This is a genomic window from Rubellimicrobium mesophilum DSM 19309, from assembly GCF_000600335.2.
Taxonomy (GTDB): Bacteria; Pseudomonadota; Alphaproteobacteria; order Rhodobacterales; family Rhodobacteraceae; genus Rubellimicrobium; species Rubellimicrobium mesophilum.
Window position 1 is genome coordinate 246,714 of sequence record NZ_KK088521.1, and the last position, 21,219, is coordinate 267,932.

A 21,219-nucleotide genomic window follows, 5' to 3' on the forward strand; every position below is an offset into this window, starting at 1 on the left:
CCTGTTCGTCACACATTCACCAGGCCGGGGCCCGGCAGTCTGGGGGTGCGGGGCGGGCATCGCCGCCCCGCGTCGCCGTCAGGCGTACTTCTTCTGGATCTCTTGCGAGATGTTCTCGGGGACCGGCTCGTAGTGGTCGAACTGCATCGTGAACTGCGCGCGGCCCGAGGACATGGAGCGCAGCGTGTTGATGTAGCCGAACATGTTCGCGAGCGGCACGAAGGCGTTGATGACGTTCGCGTTGCCGCGGCTGTCCTGCCCCTGCACCATGCCCCGGCGCGAGGTCAGGTCGCCGATGACGCCGCCCGTGTACTCCTCGGGGGTCACCACCTCGACCTTCATGATCGGCTCGAGGAGCTTCGCGCCCGCCTTCTTGAGGCCTTCCCGCATGCACATGCGCGAGGCGATCTCGAAGGCCAGGACCGAGGAGTCCACGTCGTGGAACTTGCCGTCCACCAGCGCGACCTTGAAGTCGATCACCGGGAAGCCGGCCAGCGGGCCCGAGTCCATGACGGACTTGATGCCCTTCTCGACGCCCGGGATGTACTCCTTGGGCACGGTGCCGCCGATGATCTTCGACTCGAACGAGTAGCCCTCGCCCGGAGCGGTCGGGTTGATGTCGAGCTTGACCTCGGCGAACTGGCCCGAGCCACCGGTCTGCTTCTTGTGCGTGTAGGTGTGCGTGACCGGATGCGAGATGGTCTCGCGGTAGGCCACCTGCGGCGCGCCGATGTTCGCCTCGACCTTGAACTCGCGACGCATCCGGTCGACGAGGATGTCGAGGTGAAGCTCGCCCATGCCCTTCATGATCGTCTGGCCCGACTCGATGTCGGTCTCGACGCGGAAGGACGGGTCCTCGGCGGCCAGGCGAGCGAGGGCGGTCGCCATCTTCTCCTGGTCGGCCTTGGTCTTGGGCTCGACGGCGATCTCGATCACCGGCTCGGGGAAGGTCATGGTCTCGAGGACCACCGGCTCCTTCTCGGAGCAGAGCGTGTCGCCCGTGGTGGTGTCCTTGAGGCCCGCCAGCGCGATGATGTCGCCCGCGAAGGCTTCGTCGATCTCTTCCCGGTTGATGGCGTGCATCATCATCATCCGGCCCACGCGCTCGCGCTTGCCCTTGGTCGAGTTGAGCATGCCGTCACCCTTCTTGAGGGTGCCCGAGTAGATGCGCGTGAAGGTGAGCGAGCCCACGAAGGGGTCGTTCATGATCTTGAACGCCAGCGCCGAGAACGGCTGCTCGTCGTCGGCCGAGCGGGGGATGTTCCGCGTCTCGGTCTCGTCGCCCGGCTTGAAGCCCTGGTAGGCGGGCACGTCGAGGGGGCTCGGCAGGAAGTCGATCACGCAGTTCAGCATGGGCTGGACGCCCTTGTTCTTGAACGCGGAACCGGCGGTCACGGGGACGAAGGCCATGCTCAGGCAGCCCTTGCGGATGAGCTTGCGCAGCTCCTCCACCCCGGGCTCCTCGCCCTCGAGGTACCGCTCCATGGCGTCGTCGTCCATCTCGACGGCGAGCTCGACCATCTTGCCGCGCCATTCGTCGGCGAGGCCCTTGAGCTCGTCACGGATGGGCTGGCGGGTCCAGGAGGCGCCGAGGTCCTCGCCCTTCCAGGTCCACTCTTCCATCGTGATGAGGTCGATGATGCCCTCGAGCTTGTCCTCGGCCCCGATCGGCAGCGCGACGGGGCACGGGGTCGCGCCCGTGCGGTCCTTGATCATGCGGACGCAGTTGAAGAAGTCCGCGCCGATCTTGTCCATCTTGTTGACGAACACGATCCGGGGGACCTCGTAGCGGTCGGCCTGGCGCCAGACGGTCTCGGTCTGGGGCTCCACGCCGGCGTTGGCGTCGAGCAGGCAGACGGCGCCGTCGAGCACGGCGAGCGAGCGCTCGACCTCGATGGTGAAGTCCACGTGTCCGGGCGTGTCGATGATGTTGAAGCGGTGCTTCTCGCCGACGTGCTCACCGGGGTTCTCGGTGCGCTCCCAGAACGTGGTCGTGGCGGCGGACGTGATCGTGATGCCGCGCTCCTGCTCCTGCTCCATCCAGTCCATCGTCGCGGCGCCGTCATGGACTTCGCCGATCTTGTGGGACTTGCCGGTGTAGTAGAGGATGCGCTCGGTCGTCGTCGTCTTGCCGGCGTCGATATGCGCCATGATCCCGAAGTTACGGTACAGGCGCAGAGGGTATTCGCGGGCCATGGGCCTTTTCCTCGCTTGGTCCGAGGCGGGGCCCCGGGCGTTCGTGTCACGGATGGGCGGGGGCACGCCGGGCGCGCCCCCGTGCCGGTGTTACCAGCGGTAGTGGCTGAACGCCTTGTTGGCGTCGGCCATCTTGTGGGTGTCCTCGCGCTTCTTCACGGCGGTGCCCCGGCCGTTCATCGCGTCGAGGAGCTCGCCCGCGAGGCGCTCTTCCATGGTGTTCTCGTTGCGCTTCTTGGACGCGTCGATCAGCCAGCGGATCGCCAGGGCCTCGCGGCGCTCGGGGCGCACCTCGACGGGGACCTGGTAGGTCGCGCCGCCGACCCGGCGGGAGCGGACCTCGACGGCCGGCTTCACGTTGTCCAGCGCCTCGTGGAAGACCTCCACGGGCTCCTTGCGGGCACGCTGCTGCACCCGGTCGAAGGCGTTGTAGACGATGGTCTCGGCGACGGACTTCTTGCCGTCGACCATCAGGTTGTTCATGAACTTGCTGACCACCCGGTCGCCGTACTTGGCGTCGGGCAGGATCTCGCGCTTCTCGGCGGCGTGACGACGGGACATTCTTCAGATCCTCACTTCGGACGCTTGGCGCCGTACTTCGACCGGCGCTGCTTGCGGTTCTTGACGCCCTGGGTGTCGAGGACGCCGCGCAGGATGTGGTAGCGCACGCCGGGAAGGTCCTTCACGCGGCCGCCACGGATGAGCACCACCGAGTGCTCCTGCAGGTTGTGGCTCTCGCCGGGGATGTAGGAGATCACCTCGAACGAGTTCGTCAGGCGCACCTTGGCGACCTTCCGCATGGCCGAGTTCGGCTTCTTCGGGGTCGTCGTGTAGACGCGGGTGCAGACGCCGCGCTTCTGGGGGCAGCCCTCAAGGTGCTGCGACTTGGACCGGGTGACTTGGCGCTGCCGGGGCTTCCGGATCAGCTGCTGGATCGTCGGCATGGGGTTTGTTTCCCGTTTCCTACCGTTTCTGTGCCGCGGGCCCGAAGGGCTCCGCCGTCGATGAAGCCCCACGGCACGCGTGAAGCACAAAAAGCCCGCATCGTTCTCGCTACCTGCGACCGATGCGGTTTGGCTCGCAGAGGATCGGGGCGTTGCCGGCCCGGATCGTGCACCTGATAATCTTCGGCACCCGGACGGACGCGCGGCACGGACCACGCCCCTCGTCAGGGTGCGGGCGACATATGGGCAACAGGGCGGGATGTCAACAGAGCCCGGCCCGGCTGCGCCCGGCTGTCGCGGCCCCGTCAGACGCCGGGCGCGGCCTCCTCCTCGGGCCGGGGCCGCCGGGCCTCGCGCAGGAGGGTGAAGAGCCCCGTCGCGACCACCACCCCGGCGCCCAGCAGCGTCGGCGAGTCGGGAAAGGTCCCGAAGGCGGCCACCCCCACGACGATGGCGACGAGCAGCCCCGCATAGCGGAAGGGTGCGACGAAGCTCACCTCGCCCCGCCGCATGGCCGCCGTGATCCCGCCGTAGCCGCCCATCACGAAGACCGTCGTGGCCGCCAGCAGCAGCGCCGCCCGCCCGTCGAGCGCCACCCAGCCCCCCTGGAACGGCGCGACCAGGGCGCCCGACAGCGCCACCCCCGCCCCCGTCACCAGCACCACCAGCGGCGTCGGCACCTTGGGCCCCAGCCCGCGCGAGGCGAGGTCCCGCACCGTCACGCAGGCCACCGAGCCCAGGGCCTGGCAAACCGGCCAGCCCCAGCCCTCCGCCCCCGGCCGCACGATCAGGAGGACGCCGGCCAGTCCCCCCAGGATGGCGAGGAGCCGCCCCGCCCCCACCCGCTGCCCCAGCACCGGCCAGGCCGCCAGCGTGATCGCCAGCGGCGAGGCCTGCATCACCGCCGACAGGTTGGCCAGCGGCATCCGCGCCAGCGCCAGGAAGAAGAACCACGCCGCCCCCGCCTCGGCCGCCGCGCGCAGGAGCATGATTCCCCAGTCCCGCCGCCCGACCGGCTCGGCCAGGGCCCTCCCCAGCACCAGCGCCAGGATCAGCGTGACCGCGGCCCCGCGCAGGAGGAGCGACTGCGACAGCGGCATCGCCGTCCCGAGCGCCTTCATGCAGGCGTCGGAGAGCGTGAAGGAGGTCATGCCGGCGACCATCAGCGCGGCGCCGTGCAGGTTCGGGGAGGAGGTCATGGCCCCGGTGGGCTATCAGCCGCGCGGGGCGGAGGCCAGACCGGGCGATCCCGGAAACGCACCACCCGTAGGGCGAGCTCCGGCCCGCCATGCGCCGCCGGCTACGGGAGCACCGCCTGCCCAAGTCTGATGGCGGGCCGGAGCCCACCCTTCGATGGCTCTGCCACGCAGCGACCCGAGCAGACACCTGCAGGACGACAGGTTAACGGGACCCGCGACGCGCCTCCGATGGAAGCCTCTGGGATGTCTCGCAGCTTCCACGCGACAGACCGGAATGGTTAACGCCCGACCCCCACCCCGACGCAACGCCCGTTGCTGACGGACTTCGTTAACCCTTCTCCGGCATCCTGGGGGCATCAGCAGCGAATCAGCCCCATGCCCCTCGACTTCCTCCGTCCAAACGAAAAGGCCCCCGTCTCCGGGGGCCTCTCCAACATCATACCCGGCGCGGGATCACTCCCGGCTTTCCTCCGGCGTGTCCACGAGCAGGCTGTCGAGGTCCTGCGCCTCGCCCATGTCCATCGCCTGCGGCGCGGCGAGCTGGGCGGCCGCGGTGGCCTCCTCGCGGCGCTGCTCGATGACGGCATGGTCGCGGTCCGTCGCGATCTTGCGGACCCGCGCGGTGGCGCCGCCGGTGCCGGCCGGGATGAGCCGGCCGACGATGACGTTCTCCTTGAGGCCCACGAGCTTGTCGACCTTGCCCTGGACCGCCGCCTCGGTGAGGACGCGGGTGGTCTCCTGGAACGACGCCGCCGAGATGAAGCTACGGGTCTGGAGCGACGCCTTGGTGATGCCGAGCAGGATAGGCTCGCCCTGCGCCGGGCGTCCGCCCCGCGCGATGGCCTTGTCGTTGGCCTCGTCGAACTCGGCCTTGTCCACCGTCTCGCCCTTGAGGAGCGTGGTGTCGCCCGAGTCCGCGATCTCCCACTTCTGGAGCATCTGCCGGACGATGACCTCGATGTGCTTGTCGTTGATCTTCACGCCTTGCAGGCGATAGACCTCCTGCACCTCGTTGATCATGTAGTCGGCCAGAGCCTCGACCCCCAGGATCGCGAGGATGTCGTGCGGGGCGGGGTTGCCGTCCATCACGAACTCGCCCTTCTGGATGAAGTCACCTTCCTGGACGGGAATGTGCTTGCCCTTGGGGATCATGTATTCGCGCTTCTCGAGGCTCTCGTCGGTCGGCTCGATCGTGATCCGGCGCTTGTTCTTGTAGTCCTTGCCGAAGCGGACGTAGCCGTCGATCTCCGCGATGATGGCGTGGTCCTTCGGGCGACGCGCCTCGAAGAGCTCGGCCACCCGCGGCAGGCCCCCGGTGATGTCCTTGGTCCGGGCGCCCTCGCGCGGGATGCGCGCGACGACGTCACCGGCCTGGATCTGCTGGCCGTCCTCGACCGACAGGATCGCGTCCACGGACATCTGGTAGGAGACGGGGTTCCCGGCGTCGTTCAGCACGGTGTTCCCGTCCGCGTCCACGATCAGGACCGCCGGCTTGAGGTCGCCGCCCTTGGGCACCGACCGCCAGTCGGACACGATCCGCTGGGTCATGCCGGTGGCCTCGTCGGTCTCCTCGCGCACCGAGATGCCGCCCACGAGGTCCACGTAGCGCGCCACACCGCCCTTCTCGGCGATGATGGGGAGCGTGTAGGGGTCCCATTCGAGCAGGCGTTCGCCCCGCTCGACGCGGGCGCCTTCCTTCACGAAGACCTTGGTCCCGTAGCCCACCTTGTGGAGGGCCCGCTCCTCGCCCTGGTCGTCCATGATCGCGAGGACCATGTTCCGCCCCATGGCGATCTGCTCCCCCGCCGCGTTGAGCAGGAGCTGCGCGTTGCGGAACTCGATGGTCCCGGCCTGGCTCGCCTCGAGGAAGGACTGCTGCCCGCCCTGCGCCACGCCCCCGATGTGGAACGTCCGCATGGTGAGCTGGGTCCCCGGCTCCCCGATCGACTGGGCCGCGATGATGCCCACGGCCTCGCCGATGTTGACCATGGTGCCCCGGGCGAGGTCGCGCCCGTAGCAGGCCGCGCAGACGCCGTCGTCGCTCTCGCAGGTGAGCGGGCTGCGGATGCGCATCCGGCTCACGCCGGAGGTCTCGATGAGGTCGGCGCGCCGCTCGTCGATGAGCTCGCCCGCCGCGACCAGGATCTCGTCCGAGCCCGGCCGCAGCACGTCGTCCGCCGCCACCCGGCCCAGCACCCGCTCGGCGAGCGAGGACACGACCTCGCCGTCGTTCACGGCGGCCGTCGCGGTGATCGCCCGGTCGGTGCCGCAATCGGGGATGCGGATGATGCAGTCCTGCGCCACGTCCACGAGACGGCGGGTGAGGTAGCCCGAGTTCGCGGTCTTGAGCGCGGTGTCCGACAGACCCTTCCGGGCCCCGTGGGTCGAGTTGAAGTACTCGAGCACCGTGAGGCCTTCCTTGAAGTTCGAGATGATAGGCGTCTCGATGATCTCGCCCGAGGGCTTGGACATCAGGCCGCGCATCCCGCCGAGCTGCTTCATCTGCGTGACCGAGCCCCGGGCGCCGGAGTGGGCCATCATGTAGACCGAGTTCGGCTCCTTGGCGGCGCCGTTCTCGTCCTTCTGGACGGCCGAGATGGTCTCCATCATGGCGGCCGTGACCTTGTCGTTGCACTTCGACCAGGCGTCCACGACCTTGTTGTACTTCTCGCCCTGGGTGATCAGGCCGTCCATGTACTGCTGCTCGAAGTCCTTGACCTGCTCGCGGGTCTCCTCGACCAGCCGCCACTTGGCGTCCGGAACCACCATGTCGTCCTTGCCGAAGCTGATCCCGGCGCGGAAGGCCTCCTTGAAGCCCGCCCCCATGATCTGGTCGCAGAAGATGACCGATTCCTTCTGGCCGCAGTAGCGGTAGACGGTGTCGATGACCTGCTGGACCTCCTTCTTCCGCAGGAGGCGGTTGACGAGGGAGAACGGCGCCTTGGCGTTGAGCGGCAGCAGGTTGCCCAGACGCAGGCGGCCGGGCGTAGTCTCGACGCGCTGCCAGACCTCGTTGCCTTCCTCGTCGATCTGCTTGATCCGCGCGGTGATCTTGGCGTGCAGGTGCACGACGCCGGCGGAGAGCGCCTGCTCCACCTCCTCGATGTCACGGAAGACCATGCCCTCGCCGGGCATCCCCTCGCGCTCGATGGTGGTGTAGTAGAGGCCGAGCACCATGTCCTGCGACGGCACGATGATCGGGCTGCCGTTCGCGGGCGACAGCACGTTGTTCGTGGACATCATCAGGACGCGCGCTTCCAACTGCGCTTCAAGCGACAGCGGGACGTGCACGGCCATCTGGTCGCCGTCGAAGTCGGCGTTGAAGGCCGAGCAGACGAGCGGGTGGAGCTGGATCGCCTTGCCTTCGATCAGGATCGGCTCGAAGGCCTGAATGCCCAGGCGGTGCAGCGTCGGCGCGCGGTTCAGCAGCACCGGATGCTCCCGGATGACCTCGTCGAGGATGTCCCAGACCTCGGGACGCTCCTTCTCCACGAGCTTCTTGGCCTGCTTGACCGTCGAGGACAGCCCCTTGGCCTCAAGACGCGAGTAGATGAACGGCTTGAACAGCTCGAGCGCCATCTTCTTGGGCAGGCCGCACTGGTGCAGCTTCAGCTCGGGCCCGGTCACGATCACCGAGCGGCCCGAGAAGTCCACGCGCTTGCCGAGCAGGTTCTGGCGGAACCGCCCCTGCTTGCCCTTGAGCATGTCGGACAGCGACTTCAGCGGGCGCTTGTTGGCGCCGGTGATGACGCGGCCGCGACGGCCGTTGTCGAAGAGCGCGTCCACCGACTCCTGGAGCATCCGCTTCTCGTTGCGGACAATGATGTCCGGCGCGCGCAGCTCGATCAGCCGCTTGAGGCGGTTGTTCCGGTTGATGACCCGGCGGTAGAGGTCGTTCAGGTCCGACGTGGCGAAGCGACCGCCGTCGAGCGGCACCAGCGGGCGCAGCTCGGGCGGGATGACCGGGATCACGGTCATGATCATCCACTCGGGCCGGTTGCCCGACTCGATGAAGCTCTCGATGATCTTGAGCCGCTTGATGATCTTCTTGGGCTTGAGCTCGCCGGTGGCTTCCTTGAGCTCGGCGCGCAGGTGCTCGGCCTCGCCTTCGAGGTCGATGGCGGCCAGCATCTCGCGGATCGCCTCGGCGCCGATGTTCGCCTGGAAGGCGTCGGTGCCGTACTGGTCCTGCGCGTCGAGGAACTCCTCCTCGGTCAGAAGCTGGTTCTGCTTGAGGTCGGTGAGGCCCGGCTCGATGACGACGTACTGCTCGAAGTAGAGGATGCGCTCGAGGTCACGAAGCGTCATGTCCAGCATGAGGCCGATCCGCGAGGGGAGCGACTTCAGGAACCAGATATGCGCCACCGGGGCGGCGAGCTCGATGTGGCCCATCCGCTCGCGGCGGACCTTCTGGAGCGTCACTTCCACGCCGCACTTCTCGCAGACGACGCCGCGATACTTCATGCGCTTGTACTTGCCGCAGAGGCACTCGTAGTCCTTGATCGGCCCGAAGATGCGCGCGCAGAACAGGCCGTCACGCTCGGGCTTGAACGTGCGGTAGTTGATCGTCTCGGGCTTCTTGATCTCGCCGAAGGACCACGAGAGGATCCGCTCCGGCGACGCCAGGGAGACACGGATCTCGTCGAAGGTCTTGGCGGGGGTCAGGGGGTTGAACGGGTTGTTCGTCAGTTCCTGGTTCATCTCGTTCCCTTCCGGGGGGCGATGGAAATGGGGACACGGACGGCCCCCCGCAAGGGGCCGCCCCGAAGGCCGGAGGAGTCGTTACTCCTCGGTCTCCGCGTCCATGAGCTCCATGTTGAGGCCGAGGCCCCTGACTTCCTTCACGAGCACGTTGAACGATTCCGGCACGCCGGCCTCGAAGTTGTCCTCGCCCTTGACGATCGCCTCGTAGACCTTCGTCCGGCCCGCCACGTCGTCCGACTTCACGGTCAGCATCTCCTGCAGCGTGTAGGCGGCGCCGTAGGCCTCGAGGGCCCAGACCTCCATCTCGCCGAAGCGCTGGCCGCCGAACTGCGCCTTGCCGCCCAGCGGCTGCTGGGTGACGAGCGAGTAGGGACCGGTCGAACGCGCGTGGATCTTGTCGTCCACGAGGTGGTGCAGCTTCAGCAGGTACTTCACCCCGACGGTGACCTTCCGCTGGAACTGCTCGCCCGTGCGGCCGTCGAAGAGGACCGACTGCCCCGAGGTGTCGAAGCCCGCGCGCTTCAGCGCGTCGTCCACGTCGCCCTCCTTGGCGCCGTCGAAGACCGGCGTCGCCACGGCCACGCCCTTGGACCCGATCTCGGCGGTCTCGACCAGCTCGTCCTCGCCCAGTTGCGAGAGCGCCTCCTCATAGGCCTCCTCGCCATAGGCGATGCGCATGGCCTCGCGCACCGGGTCAGGTCGCCCGACCGGCGGTACTCGTGCAGCGCCTCGTCGATCTGGATGCCGAGGCCACGCGAGGCCCAGCCCATGTGGGTCTCGAGGATCTGCCCCACGTTCATCCGCGACGGCACGCCGAGCGGGTTGAGGCAGAAGTCCACGGGCGTGCCGTCCGCCAGGAACGGCATGTCCTCGATCGGCACCACGCGGCTGATGACGCCCTTGTTGCCGTGACGGCCGGCCATCTTGTCGCCGGGCTGCAGCTTGCGCTTCACCGCGACGAAGACCTTGACCATCTTCATCACGCCGGGGGCAGGTCGTCGCCGCGACGGACCTTCTCGACCTTGTCCTCGAAGCGGGCGTCGAGCGTGCGCTTCTGCACCTCGTACTGCTCGTTCAGGGCCTCGACGATCTTGGCGTCCCCTTCCTCGGCCAGCGCGAACTGCCACCAGGCGCCGCGCCCGATCTCCTTGAGCGAGTCCTCGGTGATGGTCGAGTTGGCCTTGAAGCCGCGCGGGCCCTTCACGGCGGTCTTGCCGATCAGGAGCGTGCGAAGGCGCGCGTAGATGTTGCGGTCGAGGATGGCGAGCTCGTCGTCCCGGTCACGGGCGAGGCTCTCGATCTCCTCGCGCTCGATCTGGAGCGCGCGCTCGTCCTTGTCGACGCCGTGCCGGTTGAAGACCCGCACCTCGACCACCGTGCCGTAGTCGCCCGGAGGCAGACGCAGCGAGGTGTCGCGCACGTCGGACGCCTTCTCCCCGAAGATGGCGCGGAGGAGCTTCTCCTCCGGCGTCATCGGGCTCTCGCCCTTCGGGGTGATCTTGCCCACGAGGATGTCGCCCGGCCCCACTTCGGCGCCGATATAGACGATCCCCGCCTCGTCGAGGTTGCGCAGCGCCTCCTCGCCGACGTTGGGAATGTCCCGCGTGATCTCCTCGGGCCCGAGCTTGGTGTCCCGCGCCGCGACCTCGAACTCCTCGATGTGGATGGACGTGAACACGTCATCCTGCACGATGCGTTCCGAGATGAGGATGGAGTCCTCGTAGTTGTAGCCGTTCCAGGGCATGAAGGCGACGACCACGTTCTTGCCGAGCGCGAGCTCGCCCAACTCCGTGGAGGGGCCGTCGGCGATGACCTCGCCCTTGCGGACGGTGTCGCCCACCTTCACCAGCGGGCGCTGGTTGATGCAGGTGTTCTGGTTGGAGCGCTGGAACTTGCGCATCCGGTAAATGTCGACCCCGGCGTCGCCGAGCTCGAGATCCTCGGTCGCGCGGACCACGATGCGGGTCGCGTCCACCTGGTCGATGATGCCCGACCGGCGGGCCATGATCGCCGCCCCGGAGTCGCGCGCCACGACCTCCTCGATGCCGGTGCCGACGAGCGGCGCCTCGGCCTGGAGGAGCGGCACCGCCTGCCGCTGCATGTTCGAGCCCATGAGCGCGCGGTTCGCGTCGTCGTTCTCGAGGAACGGGATCAGCGAGGCGGCCACGGACACGAGCTGCTTGGGCGACACGTCGATGAGGTCCACCTGCTCGCGGGGCGCGAGGGTGTAGTCGCCGGCCTGCCGGGTGTTCACCAGCTCGTTGGCGAAGGAGCCTTCCTGGGTCAGGTTGGCATTCGCCTGGGCGATGACGTGGCGCATCTCCTCGGTCGCGGACATGTACTGCACGTCATCGGTGACCTTGCTGTCCACCACCTTGCGGTAGGGGGTCTCGATGAAGCCGTACTTGTTGACGCGGGCGTAGGTCGCCAGAGAGTTGATGAGGCCGATGTTCGGGCCTTCCGGCGTCTCGATCGGGCACATCCGGCCGTAGTGGGTCGGGTGCACGTCGCGCACCTCGAAGCCCGCGCGTTCCCGCGTCAGGCCGCCCGGCCCGAGCGCCGAGAGACGCCGCTTGTGCGTGACCTCGGAGAGCGGGTTGGTCTGGTCCATGAACTGCGAGAGCTGCGAGGAGCCGAAGAACTCCCGCACCGCGGCCGCGGCGGGCTTCGCGTTGATGAGGTTCTGCGGCATCTCGGTGTCGATGTCGACCGAGCTCATCCGTTCCTTGATGGCGCGCTCCATGCGGAGCAGGCCCACGCGGTACTGGTTCTCCATGAGCTCGCCGACCGAGCGCACACGGCGGTTGCCGAGGTGGTCGATGTCGTCGATCTCGCCCTTGCCGTCGCGCAGTTCCACCAGCGCCTTGATGCAGGCGATGATGTCCTCGCGGTCGAGCGTCCGCTGGGTGTCGGGCTTCTGGAGGTCCAGGCGCATGTTCATCTTCACGCGGCCGACGGCGGAGAGGTCGTACCGCTCCTTGTCGAAGAACAGCGTGTCGAAGAGCGCCGAGGCCGCGTCGACTGTCGGCGGCTCGCCCGGGCGCATGACGCGGTAGATGTCCATGAGCGCGGTTTCCCGGTTCATGTTCTTGTCCGCCGCCATGGTGTTGCGGATGTAGGGACCCACGTTCACGTTGTCGATGTCGAGCACGGGGATCGAGGTGAAGCCCGCGTCGAGCAGCGCCTTGACGGTGCCGCCGATGATCTCGCCGTCGCGGTCGACCTCGAGCGTGAGCTCGTCGCCCGCCTCGACGAAGATGGCGCCGGTGTTCTCGTCGATGAGGTCCTGCGCGACGTAGCGGCCGGCGATGGACTTGAAGGGCACGAGGAGCTCGGTCACCTGACCCTCGTCCTGCAGCTTCTTGACCATGCGCGGCGTGACCTTGTCGCCCGCCTTGACGATCACCTCGCCGGTCGCGGCATCCACCAGGTCATAGGTCGGACGGGTGCCCGAGACGCGCCTGGGGAAGAACTTCGTGACCCACTGGCGGGTCCGGGGCTCGAGCCGGAAGTCCACGGTATCGAAATAGGCGGAGACGATGTCTTCCTGGTCCATGCCGAGCGCATAAAGCAGCGTCGTCACCGGCAGCTTCCGGCGACGGTCGATGCGCGCGAAGACGAGGTCCTTGGCGTCGAACTCGAAGTCGAGCCAGGAGCCGCGGTAGGGGATGATCCGGCAGGCGAACAGCAGCTTGCCCGAGGAGTGGGTCTTGCCCTTGTCGTGGTCGAAGAACACGCCGGGGGACCGGTGCATCTGGGAGACGATGACCCGCTCGGTGCCGTTCACGATGAAGGTGCCGTTCGGCGTCATGAGGGGCATGTCCCCCATGTACACTTCCTGGTCCTTGAAGTTCTTGACGGTCTTGGCGCCGGTGATCTCGTCCACCTCGTAGACGATCAGGCGCAGCGTGACCTTCAGCGGCGCGGCATAGGTCATGTCGCGCGCCTGGCATTCGTCGACGTCGTACTTGGGCTTCTCCAGCTCGTAGCGGACGAACTCGAGCCGGGCGGTGCCGTTGAAGTCCTCGATGGGGAAGACCGACTGGAAGACGCCCTGGATGCCCTCGCCGTCGTTGGGCTTGTCGCCCTCGCCGGACTTCAGGAACAGGTCGTAGGAGGATTTCTGAACCTCGATGAGGTTCGGCATCTCCAGCACTTCGCGGATCTTGCCGTAGTACTTGCGGAGGCGCTTCTGGCCACGGACGGACTGGGGCATGAGCAACGTCACCCTTTTCTCTGCGAGGGGCACGACGCCGGGGCCGCGGCGCGCCTCTCAGTGAGAGCGGACTTCCTCGAAGGTCCATCCGAGACCGCCTTCCCAAGGGCAGCCTCACGACCCGTTCGACCGGTCCAAGATGCGGGCCCATCGGGGGCCGGCCTCCAAGACGGGTCAGGCTGGAGCCGCCGTCCGGCGGCCCCAGCCCAATTCGGTCGATCAGTTCGCGCCGAGGCGCATTCCGATCAGGCCAGCTCGACCTTGGCGCCAGCCTCTTCGAGCTTCTTCTTCATGGCCTCGGCGTCGGCCTTGGAGACGCCTTCCTTGACCTTGCCGCCGGCTTCCACGAGGTCCTTGGCTTCCTTGAGGCCGAGGCCGGTGATCGCGCGGACTTCCTTGATCACGTTGATCTTCTGGGCGCCCGCGTCCTTGAGGACGACGTCGAACTCGGTCTTCTCTTCCTCGGCCGGGGCGGCGGCGCCCGCGGCGGGACCGGCGGCCATCATCACCGCGCCGCCGGCGGCGGGCTCGATGCCGTATTGGTCCTTGAGGATTTGCTTCAGCTCCTGGGCTTGCAGGAGGGTGAGGCCGACGATTTGCTCGGCCAGTTGGTTGAGATCAGCCATTTGTGCTTTCCGTTCAGATAAGGGTTCCAACGCAAGGGGCCAAGGCCCCCCGCGGCATCACGTCGCTGCTCAGGCGGCGGCCTTCTCTTCGATGGTCGAGAGAATGCCCGCAATGTTCGCGGCCGGCGCGCCAATCGCACCGGCAAGGGTCGCGCCCGGTGCCCCGATGCACGCCACGATCGAAGCGATGAGCTCCTCGCGCGACGGCAGTTGGGCAACGGCCTTGACCCCGGCCGGGTCGAGAGCCGCGTTCCCCATCGCCCCGCCCAGGACCACGAATTTGTCGTTGGTCTTGGCGTAGGCATCGACGACCTTGGCCGCAGCCACGGGGTCCTCGGAATAGGCGAACACGGTCATGCCCGTGAGGAGGGGAGCCATGCTGACGCCGGGCTTCCCATCAAGGGCGATCTTGGCGAGCTTGTTCTTGGCCACGCGAACGGACCCGCCCGCATCACGCATCTTCGCGCGCAGGTCCTGCATCTGTGCAACCGTCATGCCTTCGTAGCGGGCGACCACCACGACGCCAGAGCTTTCGAAGATCTGGCCGAGTTCCTCGACCACTTTCTCTTTCTTGGCTCTATCCACAGTTTCACTCCAAGTTGGGGTTTCCCCCGGCTCTAGGTGCACCCCCTCGCGGGGCTGCGTTCGGGTCCTTGTTACGGAACCCGAGCCTCAGATCGCCCGCCCCGGGGAAGCCCCCAAAACGGAAATCCTGGTCTCGCGTCCCGTCTCGGGAAGGACTTCCGGGCCCGATCTCTCGACCGTCCCCCGCCCTCCGTCTCGGACAGGACGGGGCCCTTGCAGGCCCCGCCAGACCCCCCGTGCCCTGCGGCCCGGAGGGAATCTCGTCAGGCGTTGTCCGTGGCCGACGCGAGGTCGACCGACACGCCCGGGCCCATCGTCGAGGCGATGGAGACCTTCTTCATGTAGGCACCCTTGGCGCCCGTGGGCTTGGCGCGGTTCACGGCGTCGACGAAGGCGCGGATGTTCTCCGCGAGCTTCTCGGCATCGAACGAGGCCTTGCCGATGCCGGCGTGCACGATGCCCGCCTTCTCGACCTTGAACTGCACCTGGCCGCCCTTGGCGGCGCGCACGGCCTCCGCCACGTCGGGGGTCACGGTGCCGATCTTCGGGTTCGGCATCAGGTTGCGCGGGCCCAGGATCTTGCCCAGGCGGCCCACGATCGGCATCATGTCCGGGGTCGCGATGCAGCGGTCGAAGTCGATCGTGCCACCCTGGATCGTCTGCATCAGGTCCTCGGCGCCGACGATGTCGGCCCCGGCCGCGCGGGCCTCGTCGGCCTTCTCGCCACGGGCGAAGACCGCCACGCGGACCGTCTTGCCGGTGCCGTTGGGCAGGTTGACCGTGCCGCGGACCATCTGGTCGGCGTGGCGCGGGTCGACGCCCAGGTTCACCGCGACCTCCACGGTCTCGTCGAACTTCGCGGAGGCGTTCGCCTTCACGAGCTCCACGGCCGAGGCCAGCGGCAGGTTGTCCTTGCCCTCGAAGGCCGCGCGCGCGGCGCGGATACGCTTGCCAAGCTTCGCCATGATCAGCCCTTCACCTCGATGCCCATCGACTTCGCCGAGCCCATGATCGTCTGCATGGCCGCCTCGACGGAGATCGCGTTCAGGTCCTTCATCTTGGCGGTCGCGATCTCGCGCACCTGCGCGAGGGTCACGGTGCCCGCCACTTCCTTGCCCGGCTTGGTCGAGGCCTTGGGACGGTTGCGCTTGCCCACCGGCTTCAGACCGGCCGCCTTCTTGAGGAAGAAGGACGCCGGGGGCGTCTTCAGCTCAAGGGAGAACGACTTGTCGGCGTAGTAGGTGATGACCACCGGAACGGGGGCGCCCGCCTCGATGTCCGCGGTCTTGGCGTTGAATTCCTTCACGAACGCCATGATGTTGATGCCCCGCTGGCCGAGGGCGGGGCCCACCGGCGGGGAGGGGTTCGCCTGCTGGGCCTTCACCTGCAGCTTCAGCGACCCGATGACTTTCTTGGCCATGTGGCCTCTCCTTCATCGTGGGGGACAAGCCCCCTTGTCCAACTCCCGCCCCGGCGCGCCGAGGGGGCCTTACTTGCGTGGTCCGGGTCCCGGGGACGCGTCCCCTTTCCCTCCCACGGACCCCGTTTCCGGGGCCGACCTCCTCAGGCGAGCTTCGTCACCTGGGAGAATTCCAGATCGACCGGCGTGGCGCGGCCGAAGATCGAGACCGAGACCTTGAGGCGCTGATGCTCCTCGTCGACGCCCTCGACCATGCCGTCGAAGTCCTCGAACGGGCCGTCGTTGACCTTGACCCGCTCCCCGATCTCGAAGCGGATGAGGTTGCGCGGCGTCGATTCGCCCTCCTCCACCCGGTTCAGGATCGCGTTCACCTCGCTGTCCCGCATCGGCATCGGCTTGCCCTGGGGTCCCAGGAAGCCGGTGACGCGGTTGATCGAGGTGATGAGGTGATAGGTCTCGTCCGACAGCTCCATGTGCACGAGCACGTAGCCCGGCATGAAGCGCCGCTCGGCCTGGACCTTCTTGCCCCGGCGCATCTCGATCACGTCCTCGGTGGGGACGAGCACCTCGTCGATGCGGTCCGTCAGGCCCTGCTCCTGGGCCTTGGCGCGGATCTGCTCGGCGATCTTCTTCTCGAAGTTCGACAGCACCGAGACCGAATACCAGCGTTTCGCCATTCTTGCCGCACCCATGCCCGACCGGACGTTGCCGGCCCCTTCCCGTGAGGGCCTTGGCCCCCGCTCCAAACGAAAACGGGGCGGGGGCGCGATTCGCCGCACCCGCGCCCGTCCCCTTCAGAGCCCGGCGCTCTTACGCCCCTGGGGCGCCGAGCGCAAGGCCCTTCCTCAGCCGCCCACGACGGAGAGCAGTCCCGTGAGCCCCGTCCGGATCAGCAGGTCCACCAGGCTGAAGAACACCGCCGCCAGCGCCGCCAGGAACAGGACCATGCCCGTGGTCAGCAGGACCTCGCGCCGCGTGGGCCAGACGACCTTGCCGATCTCGGCGCGGGCCTGGTTGATGAACTCGACGGGGTTGGTGGCCATGCGGCGTCCTCCAGGCGGAACCCGCGCGACATACGCGCGCCCCGGACCGAGCGCAAGGGCGCCGCCGTCACGCGCCCGCGAAGGGACCTCGGCTGCGGCCGCCGGCCCCGGGGAGGTGGTGGAACAGCATCGCATGGGCAGGGATGCGGTTCAGGCGCGGCGGGACGAACGCCCGCCTCTCGGCGTCGAGGCGGGCGAAGCTGGCCCCTTCGAGGGCCAGGGTGAGGATCAGGCGATCCGGCCGATGCGGGAGGGTCCCACTCGCGTCCGAGGCGCCCATGCCGCGGCGACCGGCCCCGCCCGGTCAGGGCAGGACGTAGGTCATGTCCACCATGGTGTAGGACGATGTGGCCCCGTTCGCATGGACGATGGTGGCCGTGGCGGCGATGGTCCCCGTCCCGGTCAGGCCCTCCAGCGCACCCGTCCCGCTGCCGCTCACCACCGTGTTGGAGCCGGTGCAGGTGTCGGGGTCGATCGTCCCCTCGCAGCTCCATTCCGAGACGAAGGTGGCGCCCCCCGGGGCGATGTGGGTGCAGAAGCCCGCGCCCTTCTGCCGGTTGGCGCCGATGTCGATGTCGAGCCAGCCGGGGCACTGCACGGCCACGTTGTCGAAGCGGGGGTCGCCGGCGCCATGGGTGGTCGACATCCCCGTGAGGTCGCCGACCCAGTAGAGGTGGTCGTCCGCCAGGCTGTAGGTCGTCCCCGTCCCGCCATAGGCGAAGTAGGCGTCGTCGACGGTGATCTCCTCCGCCCTTGCGGAGGCCCCGCCGGCCAGGAGCAGGATGGCCCCAAGGACCGGGCCGGTTGCTCGTGTCGTCATGTCGTCAACCTCCCTCTGCAATGCACCGCGCCGGACCCCCTGGGGAGGGAGCCGACGGGGGAAGGTTAGCACGAATCCTCACGCCTGTGTGATCGTCGTGGTCCTGGGCCCGGGGGCCTACCCTCAGGCGGTCCCGGGCAGGGCCTCGCGCAGGAGGCGGAACGGCTCCACCGCGATGCGCCCGAGCTCGCGCCGCAGCGCCTCGGAGCCGAAGTAGGCCTCGGCCGCCTTGCTCAGGACGTGGAAGGCCCCCTCCTCCGCCGTCCGCATCCGGTCGAGCACGGCGGGCGTCAGCCCCACGCGGGGCAGCGAGGTCGCCACCGTCATGCAGGCGGCCACGTCCGCGACGATGGTGTCGCCGTCGTCCCCCTCCGCCAGCTCGGCCGAGGGCAGGCCCACGATCCGCATCGCGTCGCGCTGGCGCTGGTAGGAGGTCATGAAGGCCTGCGCCAGGACGCGGGCGCGGCGGGTGGTCAGGTCGGCGATCTCGGACATGGGCGGGCTCCGTGCTCGCCCCCTTGGTAGACCCGAGGTGGAGCGGAATTTGCACCGCCCCGCGTCCGAAATGCGGCGGACTGTGGCGCGCGCGCCCAGAAGCCCGGCGACCCGGCCGAGCCCCCTCGGGGCGCCGCCGCGCGAACAGGATCGGGAGGAACGTGGCAGGGGCAGCAGGGTTCGAACCCGCGACCTACGGTTTTGGAGACCGTCGCTCTACCGGCTGAGCTATACCCCTAGGCCGACCCCGCACTAGCCCACCCGCCGCCGGGGATCAAGAGGGTCAGGCCGTGGCCAGCACGTCCCCTTCGATCCGCCGCGCCTCCTCCTCCGACAGCCCCAGCGCCCGGGCGAGCCTGTCGAGGTAGTCCACTTCCATCGGATGATCCCGCCCGCACAGGAGCGCCGAGGCCGCGTAGACCTCGCGCCTCTCCTGGCCGCCGGTGACGCGGGCGGCGATGCTCTCCGGGTCCGAGGGCGCCCGCAGCGCCTCGTCCATGAGGGCGCGGACCGCCTCGGGCGCGTCGTCCATCTCGGCCTCGATGGCGCTTTGCTCCTCCTCGTCGATGTGGCCGTCGGCCTTGGCGGCGGCGACCATGGCGATCAGGATCGTGTGGGCCCGGTCCTCCGCGTCCCGGTCGCCGAGTTGCCCGATGGCCCGTTCGGAGGGGAGCGCGTGCTGCCCGCCCCCCTTGCTCCAGGCGTCCATCGCGATCTTGCCCAGCGCGCCCAGGCCGCCGATCAGCAGCGCGTTCCGCGAGAAGCTGCTGCGCCGCCGGCTTCCCAGCAGCATCGCGGCCACGCCCAGAGCGGCGCCCCCGGCGAGGCCGGTCTGCCGCAGCCGCTGGCGCGAGGCCGGGTCGTCGCCCACCCCCAGGCGCTCGGCGGCCGCGTCCTCGGCCTGCTGGGCGAGGGCCCGGCCCTCGGTCAGGAGACGTTCGAGAATCGTGCGGGCGGTGGCGTCGGTCATGGCGGGCCTCCTTGGCTGACTTCCGAAGGGGCAGATAGGGCGCACGGTCCGCTCCTCCAAGGCTTGCCCGTCCCCGCGCGCCCGCGCTATCGCCGCCCGGGGGAGGGACCACGATGCGCCCGCGCAAATGGCTCGAACGGCAGCCCTGGATCACGGACGGTCTCGGTGGCCTCCTGGGCCTCTGGGTCCGCCTCTGCGTCGCCACCACCCGGTGGGAGCGGCGCGGCGAATCCGAGGTCGAGGCCGCGCTGCGCGAGGGGCCGATCGTCGTGGTGCTCTGGCACGAGGGGCTCGCCATGGTCGGCGTCCACTGGCGCCGCGACTGGGGGCCCGTCGCCGCCCTCCACACCCCGCGCTTCGCGGGCCGGGTCGCGGGGGGGCTCCTGCGGCACGTGGGCCTCGTCCCGGTCGCCATGGACTCCCGCAAGGGCAACATGTCGGCCTCGCGCGAGGTCCTGCGCCGCCAGCGCGAGGGGCAGAGCGTCGGCCTCACCGGCGACGGGCCGCAGGGTCCGGCGCGCGTGATGAAGGACGCGCCGCTCGAATGGGCGCGGGCCACGGGGCGGCCGGTCTTCGTCTACGGCGCCGCCACCCGCCGCCACCTGCGCCTAGGAAGCTGGGACCGCACGATCCTGCCCAAGCCCTTCAGCCAGGGCGCCGTCGTCTGGCGCCTGTGGCGCCGCGACCTCCCCCGCCGCGTCGATCCCGCGACCCATGCCGGGATGCTGCAAAGCCTCACCGAGGCGCTGAACGCCGCCAGCGCCGAGGCCCGCGCGCTGGCCGGGCTGGGGCCGGAGGGCGGAATCAGTCGCCGGCCCGAGCCGGATCGCCCGTAGGGCGGGCTCCGGCCCGCGAGCACGTCGGAAGGCTGGCCCCAGGACCGGCCCGCCTCCGCCGCGCCTTTGCCTTGACAGCCTGCCTCCCAGGCCATCCTTCCCGCGCAGGAGGAGCCCCGCCGTGACCCCTATCATCACCGCCTTCGAACGCTCGCCCGACGGCGGCAAGGGACTGGCCCGCGACATGCGCGTCCGCTGGGCGCTCGAGGAGGTCGGCCAGCCCTACGACGTCCGCCTCGTCTCGTTCCGCGAGATGAAGGAGCCCGAGCACCGGGCGCGTCACCCCTTCGGCCAGATCCCGACCTACGAGGAGGGCGACCTCGTCCTCTTCGAGTCGGGCGCCATCGTCCTCCACGTCGCGGAGCGCCGTGCCGGGCTGCTGCCGGACGACCCGAACGCCCGCGCCCGCGCCATCGCCTGGATGTTCGCCGCGCTCGGCACCGTGGAGCCGCCGATCCTGGAGCGCGCGACCGCCGTGATCGCGGAGCGCGACAAGCCCTGGACCAAGGAGCGCCTGCCCCTCGTCGACGACCGCATCCGCGTCCGGCTGGGCGATCTCTCGGCCCATCTGGGTGGGGCCGACTGGCTCGACGGCGGGTTCAGCGCGGGCGACCTCCTGATGGTGCACGCGCTGCTCCGGCTGGGCGCATCGGGCCTGCTGGACGAATACCCGAACCTCGCCGCCTATGTTGCCCGAGCCCAGGCGCGGCCCGCCTACCAGCGGGCGTTCGAGGCGCAGCGGGCGGTGTTCACCGGAGAGTCGCCGAGGTCCTGACCGCCGCAGCGGCTCGGGGCCGACCTTTCCCGAAGGATCGCGCTGGGCGGGCGCCCCCTCCTTCTCCGCATGGGCCCGAAAACGAAAAAGGGGCGCCCCGAAGGACGCCCCTTGGTCCAGAGCCTGGGCCCTAGCCTTACGCGATGATCTTCGACACGACGCCGGCGCCGACGGTGCGGCCGCCTTCGCGGATGGCGAAGCGCAGGCCGTCCTCCATGGCGATGGGGGCGATGAGCTCGACGTTGAACTTCAGGTTGTCGCCCGGCATCACCATCTCGGTGCCCTCGGGGAGCTGCACGGTGCCGGTCACGTCGGTGGTGCGGAAGTAGAACTGCGGCCGGTAGTTGGCGAAGAACGGCGTGTGGCGCCCGCCCTCCTCCTTGGTCAGGA

At 68.9% G+C, this 21,219-nt stretch carries 18 protein-coding genes, 1 tRNA gene and 1 pseudogene; 2 read left to right on the top strand and 18 right to left on the bottom strand.

The annotated features are described in order from the left end of the window. Positions 1-78: 78 nt before the first annotated feature. From fusA to RUMESO_RS01365, 17 genes and pseudogenes are all read right to left on the bottom strand, one after another. A complete protein-coding gene (fusA, locus tag RUMESO_RS01285; protein ID WP_037277393.1) occupies positions 79-2,196 on the bottom strand; it encodes an elongation factor G in 2,118 nt (705 codons plus the stop codon). Positions 2,197-2,286: 90 nt separating this feature from the next. Then, positions 2,287-2,757, bottom strand: coding sequence for a 30S ribosomal protein S7 (gene rpsG / locus RUMESO_RS01290; RefSeq protein ID WP_037277394.1), 471 nt, complete (start codon positions 2,755-2,757; stop codon positions 2,287-2,289). An 11-nt stretch (positions 2,758-2,768) separates the two neighbouring features. Further along, positions 2,769-3,140 carry a 30S ribosomal protein S12 gene (rpsL, locus tag RUMESO_RS01295; RefSeq protein WP_037277395.1) on the bottom strand — a complete coding sequence of 124 codons (372 nt, stop codon included), beginning with the start codon at positions 3,138-3,140 and terminating at the stop codon, positions 2,769-2,771. 305 nt (positions 3,141-3,445) lie between these two features. Next, positions 3,446-4,339 carry a DMT family transporter gene (locus tag RUMESO_RS01300; RefSeq protein WP_037277396.1) on the bottom strand — a complete coding sequence of 298 codons (894 nt, stop codon included), beginning with the start codon at positions 4,337-4,339 and terminating at the stop codon, positions 3,446-3,448. A gap of 453 nt (positions 4,340-4,792) precedes the next feature. After that, positions 4,793-9,040: a DNA-directed RNA polymerase subunit beta' gene (gene rpoC, locus RUMESO_RS01305; RefSeq protein WP_037277398.1), complete on the bottom strand. Its 4,248-nt coding sequence runs from the start codon at positions 9,038-9,040 to the stop codon at positions 4,793-4,795. A gap of 81 nt (positions 9,041-9,121) precedes the next feature. Continuing rightward, positions 9,122-13,259: pseudogene (gene rpoB / locus RUMESO_RS01310) on the bottom strand (DNA-directed RNA polymerase subunit beta). A gap of 245 nt (positions 13,260-13,504) precedes the next feature. After that, a complete protein-coding gene (rplL, locus tag RUMESO_RS01315; RefSeq protein WP_037277399.1) occupies positions 13,505-13,885 on the bottom strand; it encodes a 50S ribosomal protein L7/L12 in 381 nt (126 codons plus the stop codon). Between the two features lie 69 nt (positions 13,886-13,954). Beyond that, positions 13,955-14,470, bottom strand: coding sequence for a 50S ribosomal protein L10 (gene rplJ / locus RUMESO_RS01320; protein ID WP_037277400.1), 516 nt, complete (start codon positions 14,468-14,470; stop codon positions 13,955-13,957). Between the two features lie 263 nt (positions 14,471-14,733). Further along, a complete protein-coding gene (gene rplA / locus RUMESO_RS01325; protein WP_037277401.1) occupies positions 14,734-15,435 on the bottom strand; it encodes a 50S ribosomal protein L1 in 702 nt (233 codons plus the stop codon). A gap of 2 nt (positions 15,436-15,437) precedes the next feature. Next, positions 15,438-15,890 carry a 50S ribosomal protein L11 gene (gene rplK / locus RUMESO_RS01330; protein ID WP_037277402.1) on the bottom strand — a complete coding sequence of 151 codons (453 nt, stop codon included), beginning with the start codon at positions 15,888-15,890 and terminating at the stop codon, positions 15,438-15,440. 143 nt (positions 15,891-16,033) lie between these two features. Continuing rightward, positions 16,034-16,567 (bottom strand): transcription termination/antitermination protein NusG, encoded by a 534-nt coding sequence (gene nusG, locus RUMESO_RS01335; RefSeq protein WP_037277403.1) that lies wholly within the window; start codon positions 16,565-16,567, stop codon positions 16,034-16,036. A gap of 168 nt (positions 16,568-16,735) precedes the next feature. After that, positions 16,736-16,933 carry a preprotein translocase subunit SecE gene (secE, locus tag RUMESO_RS01340; RefSeq protein ID WP_037277404.1) on the bottom strand — a complete coding sequence of 66 codons (198 nt, stop codon included), beginning with the start codon at positions 16,931-16,933 and terminating at the stop codon, positions 16,736-16,738. 67 nt (positions 16,934-17,000) lie between these two features. Continuing rightward, positions 17,001-17,213 carry a hypothetical protein gene (locus RUMESO_RS01345; RefSeq protein WP_037277406.1) on the bottom strand — a complete coding sequence of 71 codons (213 nt, stop codon included), beginning with the start codon at positions 17,211-17,213 and terminating at the stop codon, positions 17,001-17,003. Positions 17,214-17,237: 24 nt separating this feature from the next. Further along, positions 17,238-17,753 carry a DUF3224 domain-containing protein gene (locus RUMESO_RS01350; RefSeq protein WP_037277407.1) on the bottom strand — a complete coding sequence of 172 codons (516 nt, stop codon included), beginning with the start codon at positions 17,751-17,753 and terminating at the stop codon, positions 17,238-17,240. A 123-nt stretch (positions 17,754-17,876) separates the two neighbouring features. Then, complete coding sequence (locus RUMESO_RS01355; RefSeq protein ID WP_037277409.1) at positions 17,877-18,248, bottom strand: hypothetical protein; 372 nt, start codon at positions 18,246-18,248, stop codon at positions 17,877-17,879. 162 nt (positions 18,249-18,410) lie between these two features. Beyond that, positions 18,411-18,486, bottom strand: a tRNA-Trp gene (locus RUMESO_RS01360). Between the two features lie 45 nt (positions 18,487-18,531). After that, positions 18,532-19,218, bottom strand: a complete 687-nt coding sequence (locus tag RUMESO_RS01365; RefSeq protein ID WP_051520889.1) for a tellurite resistance TerB family protein — start codon at positions 19,216-19,218, stop codon at positions 18,532-18,534. A gap of 113 nt (positions 19,219-19,331) precedes the next feature. Between RUMESO_RS01365 and RUMESO_RS01370 the strand changes: the two genes are divergently transcribed. Beyond that, positions 19,332-20,054, top strand: coding sequence for a lysophospholipid acyltransferase family protein (locus RUMESO_RS01370; RefSeq protein WP_051520890.1), 723 nt, complete (start codon positions 19,332-19,334; stop codon positions 20,052-20,054). Positions 20,055-20,175: 121 nt separating this feature from the next. Further along, the gene (locus tag RUMESO_RS01375) at positions 20,176-20,829 is read left to right on the top strand and encodes a glutathione S-transferase family protein (protein ID WP_037277411.1); all 654 of its coding nucleotides are present in this window, start codon (positions 20,176-20,178) and stop codon (positions 20,827-20,829) included. 136 nt (positions 20,830-20,965) lie between these two features. On the opposite strand, the gene RUMESO_RS01380 is transcribed toward RUMESO_RS01375, so the two are convergent. Further along, the coding region (locus RUMESO_RS01380; RefSeq protein WP_037277413.1) for an EF-Tu C-terminal domain-related protein at positions 20,966-21,219 on the bottom strand (254 nt) is incomplete at its 5' end.

Bases quoted from the DNA above. Each gene is read 5' to 3' on its own strand.
- rplA (WP_037277401.1), bottom strand. From the start codon at position 15,435: ATGGCGAAGCTTGGCAAGCGTATCCGCGCCGCGCGCGCGGCCTTCGAG.
- nusG (WP_037277403.1), bottom strand. From the start codon at position 16,567: ATGGCGAAACGCTGGTATTCGGTCTCGGTGCTGTCGAACTTCGAGAAG.
- rpsL (WP_037277395.1), bottom strand. From the start codon at position 3,140: ATGCCGACGATCCAGCAGCTGATCCGGAAGCCCCGGCAGCGCCAAGTC.
- RUMESO_RS01370 (WP_051520890.1), top strand. From the start codon at position 19,332: ATGCGCCCGCGCAAATGGCTCGAACGGCAGCCCTGGATCACGGACGGT.
- RUMESO_RS01345 (WP_037277406.1), bottom strand. From the start codon at position 17,213: ATGGGCGCCTCGGACGCGAGTGGGACCCTCCCGCATCGGCCGGATCGC.
- rplL (WP_037277399.1), bottom strand. From the start codon at position 13,885: ATGGCTGATCTCAACCAACTGGCCGAGCAAATCGTCGGCCTCACCCTC.
- secE (WP_037277404.1), bottom strand. From the start codon at position 16,933: ATGGCCACCAACCCCGTCGAGTTCATCAACCAGGCCCGCGCCGAGATC.
- RUMESO_RS01355 (WP_037277409.1), bottom strand. From the start codon at position 18,248: ATGTCCGAGATCGCCGACCTGACCACCCGCCGCGCCCGCGTCCTGGCG.
- rpoC (WP_037277398.1), bottom strand. From the start codon at position 9,040: ATGAACCAGGAACTGACGAACAACCCGTTCAACCCCCTGACCCCCGCC.
- fusA (WP_037277393.1), bottom strand. From the start codon at position 2,196: ATGGCCCGCGAATACCCTCTGCGCCTGTACCGTAACTTCGGGATCATG.
- rpsG (WP_037277394.1), bottom strand. From the start codon at position 2,757: ATGTCCCGTCGTCACGCCGCCGAGAAGCGCGAGATCCTGCCCGACGCC.
- RUMESO_RS01300 (WP_037277396.1), bottom strand. From the start codon at position 4,339: ATGACCTCCTCCCCGAACCTGCACGGCGCCGCGCTGATGGTCGCCGGC.
- RUMESO_RS01365 (WP_051520889.1), bottom strand. From the start codon at position 19,218: ATGACCGACGCCACCGCCCGCACGATTCTCGAACGTCTCCTGACCGAG.
- rplK (WP_037277402.1), bottom strand. From the start codon at position 15,890: ATGGCCAAGAAAGTCATCGGGTCGCTGAAGCTGCAGGTGAAGGCCCAG.
- RUMESO_RS01350 (WP_037277407.1), bottom strand. From the start codon at position 17,753: ATGACGACACGAGCAACCGGCCCGGTCCTTGGGGCCATCCTGCTCCTG.